We start from the raw sequence: 15,316 nt of genomic DNA on the forward strand, positions 1-15,316 counted from the left end.
CCTCATGGATTTCGAGGGAGCCGAGAGCGACTACACCGAGCAGATGGCCGTCATGCAGGGGGTCACGGCGTTCGCCCGGGACACCGGAGCGACGTCGATCATCCTGCACCACGCCAGCGACAAGGGCTGGGACGCGAAGACCGCCCCCTACGACCCCCCGAGCCGGGATCAGGTCAAGGGCGGCCTGAGCGAGAAGCCGGAGCTGTCGCTCTCGGTGGCCCTGGATCCGAACGACCTGGAGTACAAGATTGCGTGCATCAAGCAGCGCATGGGGCCTTCGGATCCCACCGCGCGGCGGTACGCCCGGCTGCGAGCCGAGCCCCAGCGCACGCGGTTCCACCCGTTCCATTGGAGGGGCTGATGCCGAGCTTCATCGTGAAGTACCGAGTCGACGTCGAGGTCGAGGTCGACGCCTTGGGCATCGCCGAGGCGGACTGGAACGCCCTGCGCGTGCTGCGGGCGGGACTGCCCATGGGAGGGCTGGTGCCAGTGGACGCCCCACCGGAGGGCAAGGCACCGAAGGTGCCCGGGGTTCTCCGACTCAAGCTCGACACGGGCCTGGCCGAGATCCGGAGGGGCCGGCTCAGTGAGCAGCCTGAAGGGGTCTGAGCGCAACCGGGGCAAGCCCTGCAAGGACTGCGGCAAGCCGAAGGGGCCGGCGTACGCGGATCAGATCCGCTGCTACCGGTGCACCCAGGCGCGCAAGCACGCAGTGCGGAAGGCGGCCCACGGGCGCCGGGTGAAGTCGGTCTACGGCATCACGGGCGAGGAGTACGACCAGCTCTACGAGGCCCAGGGCGAGAGGTGTGCGATCTGTCCTCGCGCCCGGGGCATCACGCGCCGGCTGGCCGTCGACCACGACCACGCAGTGGAGGCGGAGCAGGGTTCCCGGGCCTCGGTCCGGGGCCTGCTCTGTGGCCCCTGCAACGACATGCTGGCCCACGTTCGGGACGACCCGGAGGTGCTGGCCAAGGCCATCGAGTACCTGCGGAATCCGCCCGCCAGGGCGGTACTCGACCTATCCGCATGACCTCAAACCGATACTGAGACCGAGGGGGTCCGATGGACCTGATCGTGGGAGCCCGGGTGCCCGAGCCCCGCTGCCAGTGCTGCGACCTGATCGGCCCGCTGTGCGGCCGGCAGCGCATGAAGGAGATCCGGGCGGACGATCCGCTGTTCGCTGACTGGCTGGAGACCCCGGAGGGCGCCCGGCTGTGACCTGGCGACCGATCGAGCGACTGAGAGGGCGGGCCGGCGGCGAGCTGGCCCGCCCCTCTCTTCCCGCCCTGCTCGACCACTACGGGGTGCAGTACAGCCCGGTCAAGACGCGGCAGATGATCCGGTGTCCGCTGCACGAGGACCGGACGCCGTCCTGCTCGCTGGACCTGGATCGCGAGCTGTGGCACTGCATGAGCTGCGGGAAGGCCGGCAGCTCGTGGGACCTGATCATGCAGCGCGAAGGGCTCACCTTCCGCGAGGCTGTCAAGCATGCCGAGGGGCTGGATCTGGCCTCCGGTTCCGTGGGAGGTCAAACCGATAGTGAGACCACAGGCAGCCTCTATGGGGGGCGTCGGCGCAAGCCGAGTGACAGAGCCAGAGGGGCCAGCTTCCGGCCGACCTGGAAGCGGAGGTGAGCGTGGCTGACGACAAGGAGCCGTTGCGGCCTCTCTCGCCGGCTCAGCGCAAGGCGCTGGAGGAGGCGGTGGCCTGCTACCAGGAGACGGCCACTCCCGAGGTGGGCGAGTGGCTGGAGGCCCGAGGCATCACGCCCGAGCTGGCCGACGAGTTCCGCCTGGGCGTGGTGGTCGACCCGATGCCGGGGCACGGGAAGTTCCGGGGCTACCTGGCCATCCCGTACCTGGATCACAACGGCGCCCCGCTGACCATCCGATTCCGGTGCCTGGAGGAGCACGTCCACCGCGACCACTACCACGGCAAGTACATGTCCGTGGAGGACGAGCCGGTCCGGATGTTCAACATCGGCGCGATCCACCGAGCCGGGGACACGATCCACGTCGCCGAGGGCGAGCTGGACGCGATCATCCTCAACGCCATGGGCCTGCCGGCCGTCGGAGCACCCGGGGTGGAGAGCTGGGCTGGCCGGCACCGCCGGATGCTCGCCGGCTTCAGCAAGGTCTGGGTCTGGGCCGATCCGGACGACGCCGGAGCCAAGCTGACCAGCAAGATCACGCGCTCCCTGCGGAGCGCTCAGGCCGTCTCGCTTCGACAGGAGCACGGCGACGTCACGGACCTGTACGTAGCGGGCGGGCCAGCAGCCCTGCTCGAACTGATCGAGGAGCGAGGATGACCGAGGTTCTGATCGACGTGGCGGGCCAAGAGATCCGCCCGGGTGACCCGGTGGTCTACCCGCAGATGTCCGGCCGCTCCGTCCAGATGGTGCTCGGCACGCTCGTCTCCTACAACGGCAAGAGCGCGAAGATCGAGCGCCAGGAGGGCACTCGGTGGAGCGCCGGCTACCAGCGCACCCGCTACCGGGACAAGCGGACCGGCAAGGGCATCGACCCCTACGCCAGCGACAAGGGCTGGGAGGTCAAGGCCCACTACCTCTACACCCACAAGGAAACCGGCGAGGTGATCTCCGAGGAGGAGCTGAATCGCCGACACCCGATCGTCGCCAACTGGAGCGCCTACGGCTACCGGGGGCAGAACGACGCATCCTGGGCGGCCCGCCACCAGTACGAGCGGCAATACGTCCAGGGCGTGCTCAAGGACTACGTCGAGGAGTACCGCAGCGCTCCGACCCCGGTGACCATCCACAACGTCAAGAACATCGTCAAGGTGCCGGCCCCGAGCAAGGAGAGCAAGTGACCATCCTGACCCCTGAGGACGCCGCTGAGTGGGCGCGGCAGTACGTGGACGAGCAGGAAGCGGGCGAGGCCCTGTCGCTCGTTAAGGACGAGCTGGAGCGGCAGGACGAGCAATGGGGCCGGCAGGACCACCCGGTGCTCGCGGGCAATGAGCGGGCCTACTTCCTCCGCCGCGCCGAGATCGAGAAGGCCGTCAACGACGCCCGCAAGAAGAACCGGACTCCGGCCTGGGCCGGCATCCTCCTGGAGGAGGTCTATGAGGCCCTGTCGGAGGTCGACCCCGATGCGTACGAGATCGAGCTGATCCAGGTCGCCGCCGTCGCGCTTCAGATGTGGCGGTCGAGCCGGCGCCAGCGCGCTGCCTCGGTGCACACCGTTGACGCGGTGCAGGCGGCCTTCATGGCCTACGCGGACACGGTAACCCGGCTGGCGGAGATGACCGGGATCCCGCCCACGGTCCTTTGGGCCATCGAGGGCGAGCCGAGCCCCGCCGAGGCCGACCCGACCAACCCGTGGGCCGGAATCGAGGCCGCCCCGCTGGTCGACCGCAAGGAGACTGAGTGACCGACCCGGGGGCGTACCGAACGCTCTACATCGACATCGAGACGGCGCCCAACACGGCGCACGTCTGGAGCCTCTGGAAGCAGACGATCAGTCTGAGCCAGCTCATGGAGTCCGGGCGGGTGATCTCGTTCGCCTGGAAGTGGCGCGGCGAGCCGGAGACGCACTTCCTCTCGGAGTTCCACGTCGACCACGCCGCCATGATCGACGCTGCCCACGGGCTGCTGAGTCAGGCCGACGTGGTTGGCCACTACAACGGCAAGCGGTTCGACATGCCCACCCTGAACCGGGAGTTCGTGGTCGCGAAGCTGGGGCCGCCGGCCCCGTACCAGCAGCTCGACTTTCTGGAGACGGTGAAGCGGCGCTTCCGGTTCCCGAGCAACAAGCTGGACTACGTGGCCCAGCAGCTCGGGCTGGCCGGGAAGGTGAAGCACGAGGGGCACACCCTCTGGGTCCGCTGCATGGCCGGTGACCCCGAGGCGTGGGAGCTGATGAAGCTCTACAACATGCAGGACGTCGTCCTGCTGGAGCAGCTTCACGATCGGCTGATGCCCTGGCTGGTCGGCGCTCCGAACCAGCGCCTCGTAGTCGACGGCGACGACGTCTGCCCGCACTGCGGCTCGGAAGACCTGCGGCGCGAGGGCTACGCCCTGACCTCTACCGGCAGGTACCAGCGGTTCCAGTGCCGGGGCTGCGGCGCATGGAGTCGGGCCACCCGGAGGTTCGACGGCACCGATACGCGGCCCGTTTCCGCGACCTGAAACTGATACTGAGACCGAGGAGCTGGGTTGAACATCCGAGAGAAGCGCGTCCTGGCTGCAACCCTGCGGTCGGACGCGGTCCGGGCGCGGGAACGGCAGAACCGGCACGAGGCGCAGATCGCGGCCGTGCGGGAGCGGCGTGACGCCGCCCTCACCGAGGAGTGGCGGGAGGTGCTGACTCGCCGGCTGGGCCACCTGTACCTGGCGGCGGCCGGCGCGCAGCGCGCCCACGAGGAGACCCTGGCCTACCTGCACGGGCTGGCCGGCTCGCTCCCCGAGCAGGAGCGCGACATCGAGGCCGGCGAGCCCCCGCACGGGCGCGGCTTCGAGTGGACGTTCGTGGAGGAGTCGCCGGAGGCGCACAGCATCGCCGGGCGGGCCGCCCGGAAGGTAGCCGACCGGTACGGCTCCGACGAGGCGGACCTCTACCAGGAGGCCCTGATCCTGCTGGCCGTCAAGGCAGGATGGGTACGCGAGGAACTGGCCGCCGGGCACGTCAACCACGTCTTCACCGACGTGGCCCGGGACCTGGAGGACCAGGTCCGCACCGAGGCCCGTCGACCGCAGAGCGTGTCCTACGACGCGATGCGGGACGGCCAGCGGGACGAGGAGGAGTCGGTCGGCATCGAGCTGGCCGACGGGGACGTGCCCCTGCCTCCAACGCGAGTCCGCAACGGCGAGTACGCCGGCATGATGATGGGCCTTCGCTGGGCCGCGCCAACCGGCTCGGCCGGTGGCCGGATCACGGTTCGGCGGGTGGTCGCATGATGTGGGGGCTGCTCGTCTGCGGACTCATGGCCGTGCTGGTTCTCCTGGCGAACCTGCCGAAGGGTGGGGGCGGGAGCGAGTGATCTACTTCGCCATCTTCGCTCTGCAAGTTCTGGCCATCTTGATCGGCTGGGCCTGGCCCGTCGGCGAGCAGCGGTGGTACGCCGGGGTGGCCCGCCTCCATGGCTGGTGGCGCTGGCTCCCGATCTACGTCAGCCCGATGTTCTGGGGCAACCCCTGGTACCGGCACGTCAACGGCATCGCGGTCGGCTCGTTCGGCCGCTACGTCTACGCCTTCAGGGACGGACCACTGTGACCTACACCCTCGAAGTGGTGGAGCGACTGCTTCCGGCCGTGTTCGATCCCACCATGACGAAGGGTGCGGAGAATCCCCTCTCCCCCGCGTACAGGTCGAAGTGCAAGCACTGCACCCCGGGACGGGATGCGTGCACGCACCGCTGCGATCTGGACCAGTGGGGGGAGGGGTGCCTCCTCTCCTTCGAGGGAGACGAGTTCGGGGTGTGCCGGCACGTCCACAACGGCCGGCGCTCTGGGGGCTGCGGGTTCTGCTGGTGCTTCAGCGGCCACGACCGGCGAGCCTCCGTCAACGTCAAGACCGGCAACACGGTGGTCGCGGCGATGGCCGACGTCCGCCGAGCCTGGGAGCAAGCCCCTCTCCTCGCCCTGCATCGTCGCCGGCTCCTGCTGCGGTACGGCCTGGATTGGTCACAGGGCGAGATCGCGAGCAAGGAGGGTGTGAGCCAGCAGGCGGTGGCCAAGGCGCTCAAGGGCGGCCTGACGGCCCTGGCCGACTACCTGAACGGCGAGGCGACGTGAGCGCGATCGGGCCGATCCTGATCTGGCTGCTCATAGCCTTCGGCCTGGGCTTTACGACCTGGGCGATCAGGGAGTGCGTGCTGATCGGGCGCCAGGTGCGCGACATCGAGCGCCGCGTTCACCTGCAACGCGAGGTGCAGGCAACCTGCAACCTCTACCCTCCGATGCACGAGACCCGACGATGGCTCCACGACGAGTGGATCCGCTCGGTCGGCAGAGATGTCCGGTAGCACGAAACAGAGAAGCCCCCTGCCTCGCGGCGGGGGGCCTTTTCTGCGTCGCTCGGTACTCTCGGGGCATGGCGGAGCGCCCGAGCGTCGTAATCGTCTACACGCCGTATGCCAGGGCGGTCGGGGCCGCCCTGCGGTCGCGCCGACAGCTCAATCCGTTGCTCACCCGGCTCGCTCTGCGGGCGGCACGCGTCAGGCGTGCTGCTTCGCGAGACTGACGAACGCCTGCCAGGCGGTCGACTCGAAGGCCAGGGTGCCGCCGTCGCGGTCCTTGCTGTCCCGGACCAGCACCCGGCCGGGAAGGTTGTCGGCGACCTCGACACAGTTGCCGCCGTTATCGCTGCTGCGGCTACTCGTACGCCAGTTCGGTTCCATGGTGATCAATCGCCTTCATAATAAGTTGGCGGGACTCCTCCGAGGGTAGCGCCTTGGAGCAGACACTCTCCCACGCGGTGACCGCACGCCGTAGATCTCGTGCTCGGCTGCCGATTTTACCCTCCACCAGGTCGTCCAAGTAGACGACCGTTGACCCGTCGGCCAGGGTTGCGATAGCGAACGCACCGGCCACTCCCGCATGTATCCCGGCGGAGGTCGGCACCACGCGGACGTGGACGTTGGGGCGGTGGCCGATGTCTACCAGGTGGGTTAGCTGCTCTTTCATGACGTCCGGCGCCCCTTGGTGCAAGACGGACTCTCCGATGATGGCAGCGAGCGTTACCGGGTCTGGACGATCTAGTGCCGCCGCCTGGCGCTCCATCCGAGTGCGCAACGCTTCCTCCGCCTGGCCCGGGGTGTGCCAGCCGGTTCCGAAGATGGCCCGCGCGTACGCCTCTGTCTGAAGCAGGCCGGGCACAATGGAGTGCTCCCAGAGCCGCAGGGCTATGGCCCGCTCCTCGTTGTCCGCCCACGGGCGCAACCATGGCGCCACGGCATCCCCACGGGCCTGCTCGGCGGCCTTCCGCAGCTCACCGTCAGCCCTGAGGGTGTCGTCCAGCCGGGCGGCCATGTCGTCCGCTGGAACCGATCGGCCTGACTCGTAGTGGCCTATCTGGGAGCCGGTGACGTGCACCTCGGCGCCCAGGGCATCCTGAGACAGGCCGCGCTCCGTCCGGAGCCTGCGCAACATGTGACGAAACTCGTTCGTGTCGGCCAACTGTCCCCCTCCGCCCATCTGTAGGCCACAACTGCCCTGGACACATCTTCCGTCACCATGCGGTCACGGTCCAGGGTGGATCACAGACGGAGAGGGGCGGCCCGCAAATCCATACCCCCCACCCAAACGCCTCGGGGGCGGCCCTTCCGCTCCCTTGGGTGGCACACCTCCGTCGCACGGGGGATGGCGCGCCGGGGACTAATACCGGGCGCCGTCCCCCTCTCCTATCTGCCGGCTCAGGAGGGCACGACATGGGACAACGCCTCAAGCCCCGTCATCGCCGCGCGTGGTGGCTCCTCTGGCTCTACTGTCGATGCGGCCAGCGCTGGTGCTGCCCCGACTCGATCGAGCGGGTACCGACGCCATGCGGCCGGCACGCCTTCCGCGTACAGGTGCGGGCGGCCACGACTGCCGCCAGGATCGCCAGGGAGGCGCAAGCGCAGGTCGGATGGATGGACCGGATTCCGGACAACGAGCCGTCGCCACTCCCGGCACCCCCGCCACCCCCGCCACCCCCGCCACCTTCGCGGGGCGGTCGGTACGAAGGGTGGAACGGTCCGACGCTGAGCAACGCCGGCCTAACGGGGTACCTGACGCCCGGTCAGGCGCACCGAGGCCGCTACGGGGAACGGCGCCAGCCTCAGCGAGCCGGCCGGGTGTAGTCGTGATTGGGCCGTGGGCGCGATGGGAGCGGCACGCCGTGCGAAAGCGGTTGGCGGCGGCGCGCACGGGGCAGCACCTCCCGGGGCCTCGGTACGCCTGCCTGGAGTGCGAGCGCGAGTGGCCCTGCAAGGATGCCCGGCTGGCCCTACTGCGCAGCTTCGACGGCAACCGCATCGGGCTGATGATGTATCTCGCCGCGCACCTCGCCCGAGCCCTGCAAGCACTGCCGGACCGACCCCCAGAGATGATCGTCGGACAGATCCTCTACTGGGTACCCAGGCGCCGGTAACCCCAACTCCCGCACGCTGGGTCCAGCCATGGCGGGACGGTGCGAGCCGTTGCAGCGGTGAGCGCCCGCGAGACCCCCGGCCTTCCCCTTGCCGGGGGCCTCTGCGCGTCCCGGCTGGTCACGGGGCCGGGGTAGTGATGCCTCCGCTGAAAAGTCGGCCCATGCAGTTGTCCGGAAGCACTAATAGCGCTACCCTGGTCGCTATGACCGCTCGTCAGATCAAGAGCGCGGCCCGACGCCGCGCCATGAAGGCTCTTGCGCCCACCGTCCACGCCCCCCGAGCGATCGTCTACGTCCGCATGAGCATGGACCGGACCGGCGAGGGCGCCGGCCTGAAGCGCCAGGAGGAGGCGTGCCGAGCGCTGTGCCTGGCCCGGGGCTGGGAGGTGGTGGAGGTGGTAGATGACACGATGTCCGCCACCACGATACGCCTCGGTGAGCGACCGGGCTGGCAGCGCGTGGTCAAGCGGATCGAGGCCGGCGAGGCGGACCTGATCGTCGCCTGGCACCTCGACCGAGTCACCCGCAGCATGAAGGATCTGGAGTCGCTGATCGAGCTGGCGATCGACAAGGGGATTGGCCTGGCCACGGCCACCGGGGACATCGACCTCACCACGGACGTCGGCCGGATGGTGGCGAGGATCCTGGCCGCCGTCGCGGCGGCCGAGACGGAGCGCAAGGCGGAGCGGCAGATCCTCGCCAACGACCAGCGGATCGCCGAGGGCAGGCCGCAGTGGGTGCGCAGGCCGTTCGGCTACGAGATGGACGGCTCGCTGCGGCAGGAGGAGGCAGAAGCCCTCAGGAAGGCGTACCGCGACTTCCTGGCCGGCAAGGGGACCACGACCATCGCGAAGGAGTGGAACGCGGCCGGCTTCAAGTCCTCTGCCACGCCAAAGGAGGAGGCTCGCAGTTGGGGGCCGACGAGCAAGGGCTACAACCCCTCCGGGTGGTCCATGCAAGCCGTGGTGGCCCTGCTTCGGTCCCCGCGCAACATCGCCAAGTCGACCCTCTATGGCGAGGTCATGGGGGAAGGCAACTGGGATCCCATCGTGGACGAGAAGACCTGGCGGGCGGTGCAGCAGAAGTTTGCCGACCGTGGGCGCCCGGATGCGAACCCCGGGAAGACCGCCAACCTGCTCTCGGGCATCGCCGTCTGTGGCGTCTGCGGCGGTCGCCTCGTGGCCAACCGGCGCGCACACGACGGACTCCGCATCTACCGGTGCGGCGGCCTGGGCACCAGCGCCAGCCGCGAACGTGGCCACGTCTCGATCGGCTTCGAGTTCGCGGACGGGCAGATCGTCCGCCGGATGGTCGACCAGATGCGGAAGACCGGCCGGGTGACCTTCCGTCCTCAGGCGCCGGGCGTGGACACCGAGCCCCTGGAGCAGAGGGAGCGCGAGATTCAGGCGCTCATGGCCGAGCTGGTGGAGGACCGGGCCGCCGGCTACATCGACCGCACCGCACTGCGGGACGGGACGGCCAAGCTGCGCGCCGAGCTGGCCGAGATTCAGGCCGAGATCACCAAGGCCGGCGCCGCTGGCGGGCCTGCCGACGAGATCGACATCGAGGCGGCCTACGACGAGTTCGACCGGTTCGACCTGGGAGAACAGCGGGACATCATCCGAGGCGCCTTCGAGTCGATCAAGGTTCTACCGCGCGGCAAGGGCCGGGGAACCTGGAAGCCGGAGCACCTGGAGACCGAGTTCGCGCCCGAGTGGCTGTAGTGGGGTGGGCCGGCAGGTCGCCGGCCCCCACCTCAGTCCCACTCGGCCCAGTTGCCGGGCCCCAGGCCCGACTTGATCCTCTCCAGATCTACCTGGCCCCGCTCGACCAGCTTGGCCGCGTCGCCGGCCGCTTCACGAATGAGGTGCAGTGCCTCGGCCAGGTCGCCCGGATTCCCGGGCGTCTCCCGCAACGTCGCCGCGCTGGCCGCCAGAGCCATTGCCTCCGTCGTCATGTCCGCCCCATGCAGGCGCGCGGCGAACTCCAGGAGTAGCTTGTCCAGCTCGCTCGCGTCCGGGTCCGGTTCGAAGGACCGCTCGGTGAAGTAGTCGCTCATGATCCGCCATTCCCTCCGGTGGTACGTGGCGCAAGCAGGCCCCTTCGGCGGGAGCCGGGCACAAGGCCCGGCATCCACCGGAACGGCCCGTCCAGCGCTGCTAAGCGTCCTGGGCGAGCATCTGCGCGCCCTGCTTGATGATGGCGAGTACGTCGGTCGGAGTCAGGGTCACCTCGGCCGTGGCCCCGCTCTTGTCGGTCACGCCCAGGTGGTACTCGCCGCCCGCGCCGCTGGTCACGCGGGCCAGGAACACGGTCCCGTCGTTCGTGGTGGGCAGCTCCAGCGCACCGGCCAGGTCGAGCCGGGCTGCGTTCGTCGTTGCCATGCGTACTCCGATCCTCTGTCGTGCTCGGCTAACCGATGGTAGTGGTGTCCGGCCCGATCGGCCGGACGTCCTCCAGCACGTCCCAGCCGGCCGCGAACAGGTCGACGTCGTTCTTCCGGTAGTGGTGCCCGCAGAAGTCGAGCACCTGGCCGTCCTTGGTCACCCGCACGAGAGCCGGGGCCGGGCAGGCCCCGTCGCACTTCTGCTGCCCGACGGACAGCGGGATCTCCAGCAGCGCCGCGCTCACCGGCTCACCCCTCGCTGGACTTCGCGGAAGACCTCGCTCACCGCGAGGACGGTCCTCCGCAACTGGGCGCCGAAGACCGCCATCTGCTCCTCCGGCGTGCGCTGCCGGCACGCCGCGTGCTCCGGCCTCTCGCCAGGCGGGGTCGGCCCGACGCCGGCCAGCCGGGACCCAGGGATTCCACTCATGCCGTCACCTTCCTGGCCTTGCTGGCCTTCTTCTTCGTCTCCGCTTGAGCGAACTTCGGGCAGACCCCGCACACCACGCACTTCCCGCGCGAGGTGCCCTCCTGGGCGTGCGCGTAGGCCGGACAGCCGCAGCCATCCGTGGCGCAGTAGCCGTATCCACCGCCCGGCCTGCCGCCGGCCTCGTTGGTGGCTACCTGGCCCATGCCGTAGACCGGCACCACACCCCAGTCATCCGGCGGGATCAGGGCTCCCTCGTACTTCTTGCCGTACGTCTTGGCCTCGGCCTCGGAGGAGAACGGCCCGAAGGCCGCCCCCTCCCCGCGCCGCACGCCGAGCACGTACCACGTGCGGAACCAGAGCAGGTCGGCGACCTGCTTGATCAGCGCCTTGGCCATGTCCTCCGGGGTGTCGAAGTCGTCGGACTCCAGCGTCGCGACGACCTCGCGCACCTCCTCGCCCCGGGGCGTCAGCCTCACTCGATTGCCTCCGCCACGGCCTCCCGCAGCCACTCCGGGGCCTCCTCGGAGAAGTGGCGCATGTTGTACCAGCTCTCGTTGTCGCGGAGCTTCTCCGAAGCCACCCCGGACTTCAGCACCACGCCGCCGGAGACGTCGACCGAGGCCAGCTCCCCGTTGTGCAGCCTGATGTTGATGCGATCGGGCAGGAAGCTGCGCTTCGTCTTCCGGTGCTCCTGGTACCGGTTCTGCATCGGCTCGGCACCCTCCACCCGGAGCGCGATGTGCCGGTTCACGCTATCGATCAGCTTCTCGGTCTTGATCTCCACTACCCCTCCCTCCTCCTCGGCCGGCTCCCAGCCCTCGGCACCACACCGAGTGCACTCCCAGGCCACGCCGTCCGGCCCGTTGTACGTGTCCCGCGTGCGATGCTCGGGGTAGCCGTCCGCGCACACGCTCTCGTTGTCGTCGTCCGGCTCATCGCTCACAGCTCGTGTGCCTCCCAGATCTCGACGGCCGGCGAGTCGTCGCGGTCCGTGAAGGCGTCCTCGACCCACGCCGTAGCCACGGCCACGCGCTCGCCGGGCTGGTAGTAGTTGCCGCGCCAGGTCACTTCGACGCAGAGCAGGGTCTTCTTCTCGCCCGCCCCCTCGCTCATGAGCCGTCCCACAGGTCGCTGACTTCGAGGACTCTCTGGAGGCGTTCCTCCAGGCGAGCCACCCTCGCCTCCAGCTCGGCCACCCCATCCTTCGGTGCCGACTCCAGGGCGCCCGGGTCAACCCAGGCGTAGTCGTTGCTGCCCGCCCGGCGGATCAGCACGCTCCCCGGGCGAGCCTCCATCACGTAGACCTCGTCACCCGGCAGAAGCCAGCCGTCGCACGTGTTCGTCTGGGCGGGCTCCCTCAGGTACACCCGCCGGCCTGCCTCAAGGTCCGTCACGGGCGATACACCGTCCTCGCCTCGGCTTCGGTGAGCGGCAGGATCGGATCCCACTGCCCCGGCGCCGCCTGGCCGAGCTTCCACATCAGCGTTTCAGCCTGGATCAGGTTGAAGACGACTGCCGCCGCGTGGTCCTCGTCTCCCTCACCAGCGAGCCACTGAACCAGGTGGCGCATCGCGCTGGACCTCGCCCGGTTCAGCTCCTTCGGGCTATTTCCCTTCTCCCAGTTCCTCTCGCCGTACTTCGCAAGACCCTGCGTCATGCGATTCGCGACGCGCACCATGAACTGATCGGCATAGGGAACCCCGAGGGGGAACAGGAGGTCGAACCGAGCCTTTCCCTCCTCGGTGTCCCGCACCATTCCCGACTCGAACTCGTCGCGCACCCCGGAGTCCTTGGTCACGAACTTCCGCTCGTTTGCTGCCAGCAGCTTGATGGCCTCGGTCTCAGTATCGGTTTCGGAGCCCACGCCTACACCTCCGCCAGATCGCCAGTAATGAGCCGGCCTGCTACGTCCACGATGATCGCAGCGGCGATGACGTCGGCCGGCTCGCCACCACTGCGTACCCGCTTGGCGTACCGCCGGAGCTGCCGGTCGATCCGCCTGCGCTCGTTGGCCCGCAGGCCGTCCGCCAAGCCCTCCACGACCTCAGCCGCCCGCTCGATCTCCTCCTTGGTGGCCTCCGTGCCGTCGCCGAGGATCACCCGCAGGTTCGGAATCTCGCCGGTCTGCTCGACGGCGGCCTCCCGCAGGATTGCGTGGCCCTCCTCGGTGTCCCAGCCTCGCTCCCGGCGCCGGGAAGCGATTCGCGCCGAAAGCCGCTTCAGCCCTCGCGAGGGCGCCTCGACCAGGTACCACCAGAGCCATTCGAGGATGTTCATGTCGCCTCCTTGTCTGCTCAGAAGTCGCCCGGAGCGACCTGGAACACGGTCAGGCCCAGGGACCGCCACATGTCCACGACCTGCTGTCGGTCATCGAAGACGCCGACCACGTTGTAGCTGTCGCGGATGTGCTTGTTGAACAGCTCCCGCTTGACCGTCGAGTCCTTACGGGTGTCGCCAGATGCCCGCATGTGCAGCGCCGTGAACGGCACATCAACGTGCTCGATCAGCCACTTCTCGGTGGCCCCTCGGCAGGCATCCGTGCGGCCGGAGCAGAAGATCACGAGATAGTCGGCCGCGTGCATCGCCCGAACCGCCTCGATGACCGCCGGGTTCGGCCGGTCCTCGTGCACCCGCGACTCATCGAACGGCGACCGCGCGCACATCAGCGCCACCGTGCCGTCGATGTCCACGATGACGGCCTTCGGCTTGTCGAGCAGTGGCACATACGGCACCATCGAATCGAGCGCGTCGGACACCTCGATGGGCAACGGCAACGGCCACGGCTTGCCGTGCACGAACCGACGGTGGAAGTCCCGGATCACCTCAGCGCCCACGTAGGCGGGCGCGGTGCGCTGCTTGTCCCGCTCGATGCACTCCTCCACGGGCACGTCGGTCAGGTCCCATACCTCGAAGTCGGCGCCGGCCAGCGTCGCCAGCCGGCGCAGGTCCCGAGCGGCGCGGGTGGGTAGGTTGGTGTCGTCGTCAACAACGTCGATGCCAAGGCGCAGCAGGTGGGAGATGCTGGCGTCGCGGATGGCGATGATGGCCTTCTCGGTGCCGGGCGACTCGCCGCCCTGCTTGATGTAGGTTCCGGCGTGAGCCATCTGCCGCAGGTCGTCGCGGTTGACCCGAGCCCGGCGGACCGGGTCGGAAGCCACCCACAGCTTGGCCTTGGTGGTCTTGCCGGAACCCGGAAGCCCTCGGGTGATGATCAGCTTGGGCATCAGGCGACCGCCTCCAGGTCTCCGACCTCCTGGTCCAGGAGCTTTGTCTCGTGCCGCAGGAACTCCGGGCTCTTGGCCTTCAGGACGAGCGGTGTGATGCCCTCGACCCGCAGGCACACGCCTTCGTCCACCATGGACCCGTCCGTGGGCACGGCACCGCCGAGGTCGAAGCCCTGGTCCACGAGGCGCACGTCGAGGAAGTTGTTGGCCACCCAGTGCTCATCGATCTCGTACCCGTGGGCGCCGGCCAGTTCGGGCACCGTGTCCAGGCCGACCGAGGCGCAGAACTCCTGAACTGCCGGCCAGCTCAGGTCGATCTGCCGGCCGTCCTCGTTGATCGTGGTCACCCGGTAGATGTAGAGCTGATAGCCGCCCTCGGGGATGCGGTAGGTGTAGCCCTTCTGGATCGGGGTGTTCGTGTCCGGCACCCAGCCGATGACCTCGCCGTAGACGATGAACCCCTTCGGCAGCAGGCCCTTGAGCTGCGAGCCGATCTGGGAATACAGGTCGGTGCCGTAGAAGTCGTGGCCGGACGGATTGTCCGGGTCCTTGACCACGTTGCGCGAGCCGTAGACGTACGCCCACTCCCGCTCGACCACTCGCACCCCGAGCAGCTTGGCGATCCGCTCGCGCCAGGTCAGCTTGCGCTGCACCAACGTGTGACCGATCCGGATCGACGTACCGTGCAACTTCTGGGTGATCACGACGTGATCGGTCGGCCCGATGGCGTCGGCCATCCGGAAGTAATTCGCCGTGTCGAAGTGTTTCGGGAACAGCCGCTCATCGACCCGGGGCTCCCGCTTCGTCCTGACCTGCTGGCCGGCGCCGCGCTCGCGCGGGGGCCGGATCTCGTACTTCCGGCAGATCTCGTTCCCGTCGAGCGTGTCGAAGGTGTCGCCCTCCTTGAGCTGGTCCCACTCGGTGAAGAACCCCGAGAGACTGGACAGCGGCATGAACAGGGCGTCGCTGCGGTGACCACGGAACTTCAGCGCCTTGACCCGGCGGTTGTCCTCCAGGTAGCCCTTCTTGCTCGGGTCGGCGTTCAGCTCCGCGTGCCGGTGCAGGCCGTTGGCGGCGGCGTACGCCAGGCTGAGCTGGGTCTCGGCGCCGAACAGGATGCCGAGGTCCCCCTCCTTGATGTCCTTCGAGACGATCGCCTGGTAGCCCAGGAGCGGGACGCCGACCA

The 15,316-nt window shown here is 68.8% G+C and carries 28 protein-coding genes and 1 pseudogene; 15 read left to right on the forward strand and 14 right to left on the reverse strand.

The window, feature by feature from the left end:
- The 13 genes and pseudogenes from ACN28A_RS00005 to ACN28A_RS00065 all read left to right on the forward strand — a co-directional run.
- Positions 1–361: pseudogene (locus tag ACN28A_RS00005) on the forward strand (hypothetical protein); the annotation flags it as partial.
- Entirely contained in the window at positions 361–609 is a 249-nt protein-coding gene (locus ACN28A_RS00010; RefSeq protein WP_421391239.1) for a hypothetical protein, read from the forward strand. The pseudogene ACN28A_RS00005 and the gene ACN28A_RS00010, both read left to right, overlap by 1 nt.
- Positions 587–1,030, forward strand: a complete 444-nt coding sequence (locus tag ACN28A_RS00015) for an endonuclease VII domain-containing protein (RefSeq protein WP_421391240.1) — start codon at positions 587–589, stop codon at positions 1,028–1,030. The genes ACN28A_RS00010 and ACN28A_RS00015 overlap by 23 nt, the downstream gene beginning before the upstream one ends.
- A 32-nt stretch (positions 1,031–1,062) precedes the next feature.
- Positions 1,063–1,218, forward strand: coding sequence for a hypothetical protein (locus ACN28A_RS00020; protein ID WP_421391241.1), 156 nt, complete (start codon positions 1,063–1,065; stop codon positions 1,216–1,218).
- On the forward strand, positions 1,215–1,634 hold the full coding sequence (locus tag ACN28A_RS00025; protein WP_421391242.1) for a CHC2 zinc finger domain-containing protein: 420 nt from the start codon (positions 1,215–1,217) through the stop codon (positions 1,632–1,634). Before ACN28A_RS00020 ends, ACN28A_RS00025 begins: the two co-directional genes overlap by 4 nt.
- Before the next feature lie 2 nt (positions 1,635–1,636).
- On the forward strand, positions 1,637–2,308 hold the full coding sequence (locus ACN28A_RS00030) for a toprim domain-containing protein (protein WP_421391244.1): 672 nt from the start codon (positions 1,637–1,639) through the stop codon (positions 2,306–2,308).
- Complete coding sequence (locus ACN28A_RS00035; protein WP_421391246.1) at positions 2,305–2,829, forward strand: hypothetical protein; 525 nt, start codon at positions 2,305–2,307, stop codon at positions 2,827–2,829. The genes ACN28A_RS00030 and ACN28A_RS00035 overlap by 4 nt, the downstream gene beginning before the upstream one ends.
- Positions 2,826–3,392, forward strand: a complete 567-nt coding sequence (locus ACN28A_RS00040) for a hypothetical protein (RefSeq protein WP_421391248.1) — start codon at positions 2,826–2,828, stop codon at positions 3,390–3,392. Before ACN28A_RS00035 ends, ACN28A_RS00040 begins: the two co-directional genes overlap by 4 nt.
- Positions 3,389–4,150 (forward strand): ribonuclease H-like domain-containing protein, encoded by a 762-nt coding sequence (locus ACN28A_RS00045; RefSeq protein ID WP_421391249.1) that lies wholly within the window; start codon positions 3,389–3,391, stop codon positions 4,148–4,150. The genes ACN28A_RS00040 and ACN28A_RS00045 overlap by 4 nt, the downstream gene beginning before the upstream one ends.
- 27 nt (positions 4,151–4,177) lie before the next feature.
- Entirely contained in the window at positions 4,178–4,918 is a 741-nt protein-coding gene (locus tag ACN28A_RS00050; RefSeq protein ID WP_421391250.1) for a hypothetical protein, read from the forward strand.
- A 79-nt stretch (positions 4,919–4,997) separates the two neighbouring features.
- Positions 4,998–5,234, forward strand: a complete 237-nt coding sequence (locus ACN28A_RS00055) for a hypothetical protein (protein ID WP_421391251.1) — start codon at positions 4,998–5,000, stop codon at positions 5,232–5,234.
- Positions 5,231–5,755: a hypothetical protein gene (locus ACN28A_RS00060; RefSeq protein ID WP_421391253.1), complete on the forward strand. Its 525-nt coding sequence runs from the start codon at positions 5,231–5,233 to the stop codon at positions 5,753–5,755. Before ACN28A_RS00055 ends, ACN28A_RS00060 begins: the two co-directional genes overlap by 4 nt.
- A complete protein-coding gene (locus ACN28A_RS00065; protein WP_421391255.1) occupies positions 5,752–5,985 on the forward strand; it encodes a hypothetical protein in 234 nt (77 codons plus the stop codon). The genes ACN28A_RS00060 and ACN28A_RS00065 overlap by 4 nt, the downstream gene beginning before the upstream one ends.
- A 192-nt stretch (positions 5,986–6,177) precedes the next feature.
- Here the strand turns inward: ACN28A_RS00065 and ACN28A_RS00070 are convergent, their stop codons facing one another.
- Both ACN28A_RS00070 and ACN28A_RS00075 read right to left on the reverse strand, forming a co-directional pair.
- Entirely contained in the window at positions 6,178–6,360 is a 183-nt protein-coding gene (locus ACN28A_RS00070) for a DUF397 domain-containing protein (protein ID WP_421391276.1), read from the reverse strand.
- Positions 6,335–7,138 (reverse strand): helix-turn-helix domain-containing protein, encoded by an 804-nt coding sequence (locus tag ACN28A_RS00075; RefSeq protein WP_421391257.1) that lies wholly within the window; start codon positions 7,136–7,138, stop codon positions 6,335–6,337. Before ACN28A_RS00075 ends, ACN28A_RS00070 begins: the two co-directional genes overlap by 26 nt.
- 700 nt (positions 7,139–7,838) lie before the next feature.
- Here ACN28A_RS00075 and ACN28A_RS00080 point away from each other — a divergent pair.
- Together ACN28A_RS00080 and ACN28A_RS00085 are read left to right on the forward strand one after the other, a co-directional pair.
- Positions 7,839–8,090 carry a hypothetical protein gene (locus ACN28A_RS00080; protein ID WP_421391258.1) on the forward strand — a complete coding sequence of 84 codons (252 nt, stop codon included), beginning with the start codon at positions 7,839–7,841 and terminating at the stop codon, positions 8,088–8,090.
- Between the two features lie 203 nt (positions 8,091–8,293).
- Positions 8,294–9,814: a recombinase family protein gene (locus tag ACN28A_RS00085; RefSeq protein ID WP_421391259.1), complete on the forward strand. Its 1,521-nt coding sequence runs from the start codon at positions 8,294–8,296 to the stop codon at positions 9,812–9,814.
- Positions 9,815–9,846: 32 nt separating this feature from the next.
- On the opposite strand, the gene ACN28A_RS00090 is transcribed toward ACN28A_RS00085, so the two are convergent.
- The 12 genes from ACN28A_RS00090 to ACN28A_RS00145 form a co-directional block, all read right to left on the reverse strand.
- Positions 9,847–10,149: a hypothetical protein gene (locus ACN28A_RS00090; RefSeq protein ID WP_421391260.1), complete on the reverse strand. Its 303-nt coding sequence runs from the start codon at positions 10,147–10,149 to the stop codon at positions 9,847–9,849.
- 100 nt (positions 10,150–10,249) lie between these two features.
- Entirely contained in the window at positions 10,250–10,474 is a 225-nt protein-coding gene (locus ACN28A_RS00095) for a hypothetical protein (RefSeq protein WP_421391261.1), read from the reverse strand.
- A gap of 28 nt (positions 10,475–10,502) precedes the next feature.
- Positions 10,503–10,721: a DUF7455 domain-containing protein gene (locus ACN28A_RS00100; protein ID WP_421391262.1), complete on the reverse strand. Its 219-nt coding sequence runs from the start codon at positions 10,719–10,721 to the stop codon at positions 10,503–10,505.
- Complete coding sequence (locus ACN28A_RS00105) at positions 10,718–10,906, reverse strand: hypothetical protein (protein ID WP_421391263.1); 189 nt, start codon at positions 10,904–10,906, stop codon at positions 10,718–10,720. Before ACN28A_RS00105 ends, ACN28A_RS00100 begins: the two co-directional genes overlap by 4 nt.
- Positions 10,903–11,382: a hypothetical protein gene (locus ACN28A_RS00110; RefSeq protein ID WP_421391264.1), complete on the reverse strand. Its 480-nt coding sequence runs from the start codon at positions 11,380–11,382 to the stop codon at positions 10,903–10,905. Before ACN28A_RS00110 ends, ACN28A_RS00105 begins: the two co-directional genes overlap by 4 nt.
- Positions 11,379–11,849, reverse strand: coding sequence for a hypothetical protein (locus ACN28A_RS00115; protein ID WP_421391265.1), 471 nt, complete (start codon positions 11,847–11,849; stop codon positions 11,379–11,381). The genes ACN28A_RS00110 and ACN28A_RS00115 overlap by 4 nt, the downstream gene beginning before the upstream one ends.
- Positions 11,846–12,019, reverse strand: coding sequence for a hypothetical protein (locus tag ACN28A_RS00120; RefSeq protein WP_421391267.1), 174 nt, complete (start codon positions 12,017–12,019; stop codon positions 11,846–11,848). Before ACN28A_RS00120 ends, ACN28A_RS00115 begins: the two co-directional genes overlap by 4 nt.
- Entirely contained in the window at positions 12,016–12,273 is a 258-nt protein-coding gene (locus tag ACN28A_RS00125; RefSeq protein ID WP_421391269.1) for a hypothetical protein, read from the reverse strand. Before ACN28A_RS00125 ends, ACN28A_RS00120 begins: the two co-directional genes overlap by 4 nt.
- Before the next feature lie 23 nt (positions 12,274–12,296).
- A complete protein-coding gene (locus ACN28A_RS00130) occupies positions 12,297–12,770 on the reverse strand; it encodes a dATP/dGTP diphosphohydrolase domain-containing protein (protein ID WP_421391270.1) in 474 nt (157 codons plus the stop codon).
- Positions 12,771–12,772: 2 nt separating this feature from the next.
- Positions 12,773–13,183, reverse strand: a complete 411-nt coding sequence (locus ACN28A_RS00135) for a hypothetical protein (protein ID WP_421391272.1) — start codon at positions 13,181–13,183, stop codon at positions 12,773–12,775.
- Between the two features lie 17 nt (positions 13,184–13,200).
- Positions 13,201–14,130 carry an AAA family ATPase gene (locus tag ACN28A_RS00140; protein WP_421391273.1) on the reverse strand — a complete coding sequence of 310 codons (930 nt, stop codon included), beginning with the start codon at positions 14,128–14,130 and terminating at the stop codon, positions 13,201–13,203.
- Positions 14,130–15,316, reverse strand: a 1,187-nt coding sequence (locus ACN28A_RS00145) for an RNA ligase family protein (protein ID WP_421391275.1), incomplete at its 5' end; no start/stop codon positions are given. The genes ACN28A_RS00140 and ACN28A_RS00145, both read right to left, overlap by 1 nt.

The organism is Plantactinospora sp. WMMB782 (assembly GCF_049179135.1).
Lineage (GTDB): Bacteria > Actinomycetota > Actinomycetes > Mycobacteriales > Micromonosporaceae > Plantactinospora.

Excerpts from the sequence above, each read along its gene's own strand:
- ACN28A_RS00010 (WP_421391239.1), top strand. The coding sequence starts at position 361 with ATGCCGAGCTTCATCGTGAAGTACCGAGTCGACGTCGAGGTCGAGGTC.
- ACN28A_RS00020 (WP_421391241.1), top strand. The coding sequence starts at position 1,063 with ATGGACCTGATCGTGGGAGCCCGGGTGCCCGAGCCCCGCTGCCAGTGC.
- ACN28A_RS00035 (WP_421391246.1), top strand. The coding sequence starts at position 2,305 with ATGACCGAGGTTCTGATCGACGTGGCGGGCCAAGAGATCCGCCCGGGT.
- ACN28A_RS00070 (WP_421391276.1), bottom strand. The coding sequence starts at position 6,360 with ATGGAACCGAACTGGCGTACGAGTAGCCGCAGCAGCGATAACGGCGGC.
- ACN28A_RS00085 (WP_421391259.1), top strand. The coding sequence starts at position 8,294 with ATGACCGCTCGTCAGATCAAGAGCGCGGCCCGACGCCGCGCCATGAAG.
- ACN28A_RS00090 (WP_421391260.1), bottom strand. The coding sequence starts at position 10,149 with ATGAGCGACTACTTCACCGAGCGGTCCTTCGAACCGGACCCGGACGCG.
- ACN28A_RS00095 (WP_421391261.1), bottom strand. The coding sequence starts at position 10,474 with ATGGCAACGACGAACGCAGCCCGGCTCGACCTGGCCGGTGCGCTGGAG.
- ACN28A_RS00105 (WP_421391263.1), bottom strand. The coding sequence starts at position 10,906 with ATGAGTGGAATCCCTGGGTCCCGGCTGGCCGGCGTCGGGCCGACCCCG.
- ACN28A_RS00120 (WP_421391267.1), bottom strand. The coding sequence starts at position 12,019 with ATGAGCGAGGGGGCGGGCGAGAAGAAGACCCTGCTCTGCGTCGAAGTG.
- ACN28A_RS00135 (WP_421391272.1), bottom strand. The coding sequence starts at position 13,183 with ATGAACATCCTCGAATGGCTCTGGTGGTACCTGGTCGAGGCGCCCTCG.
- ACN28A_RS00140 (WP_421391273.1), bottom strand. The coding sequence starts at position 14,130 with ATGCCCAAGCTGATCATCACCCGAGGGCTTCCGGGTTCCGGCAAGACC.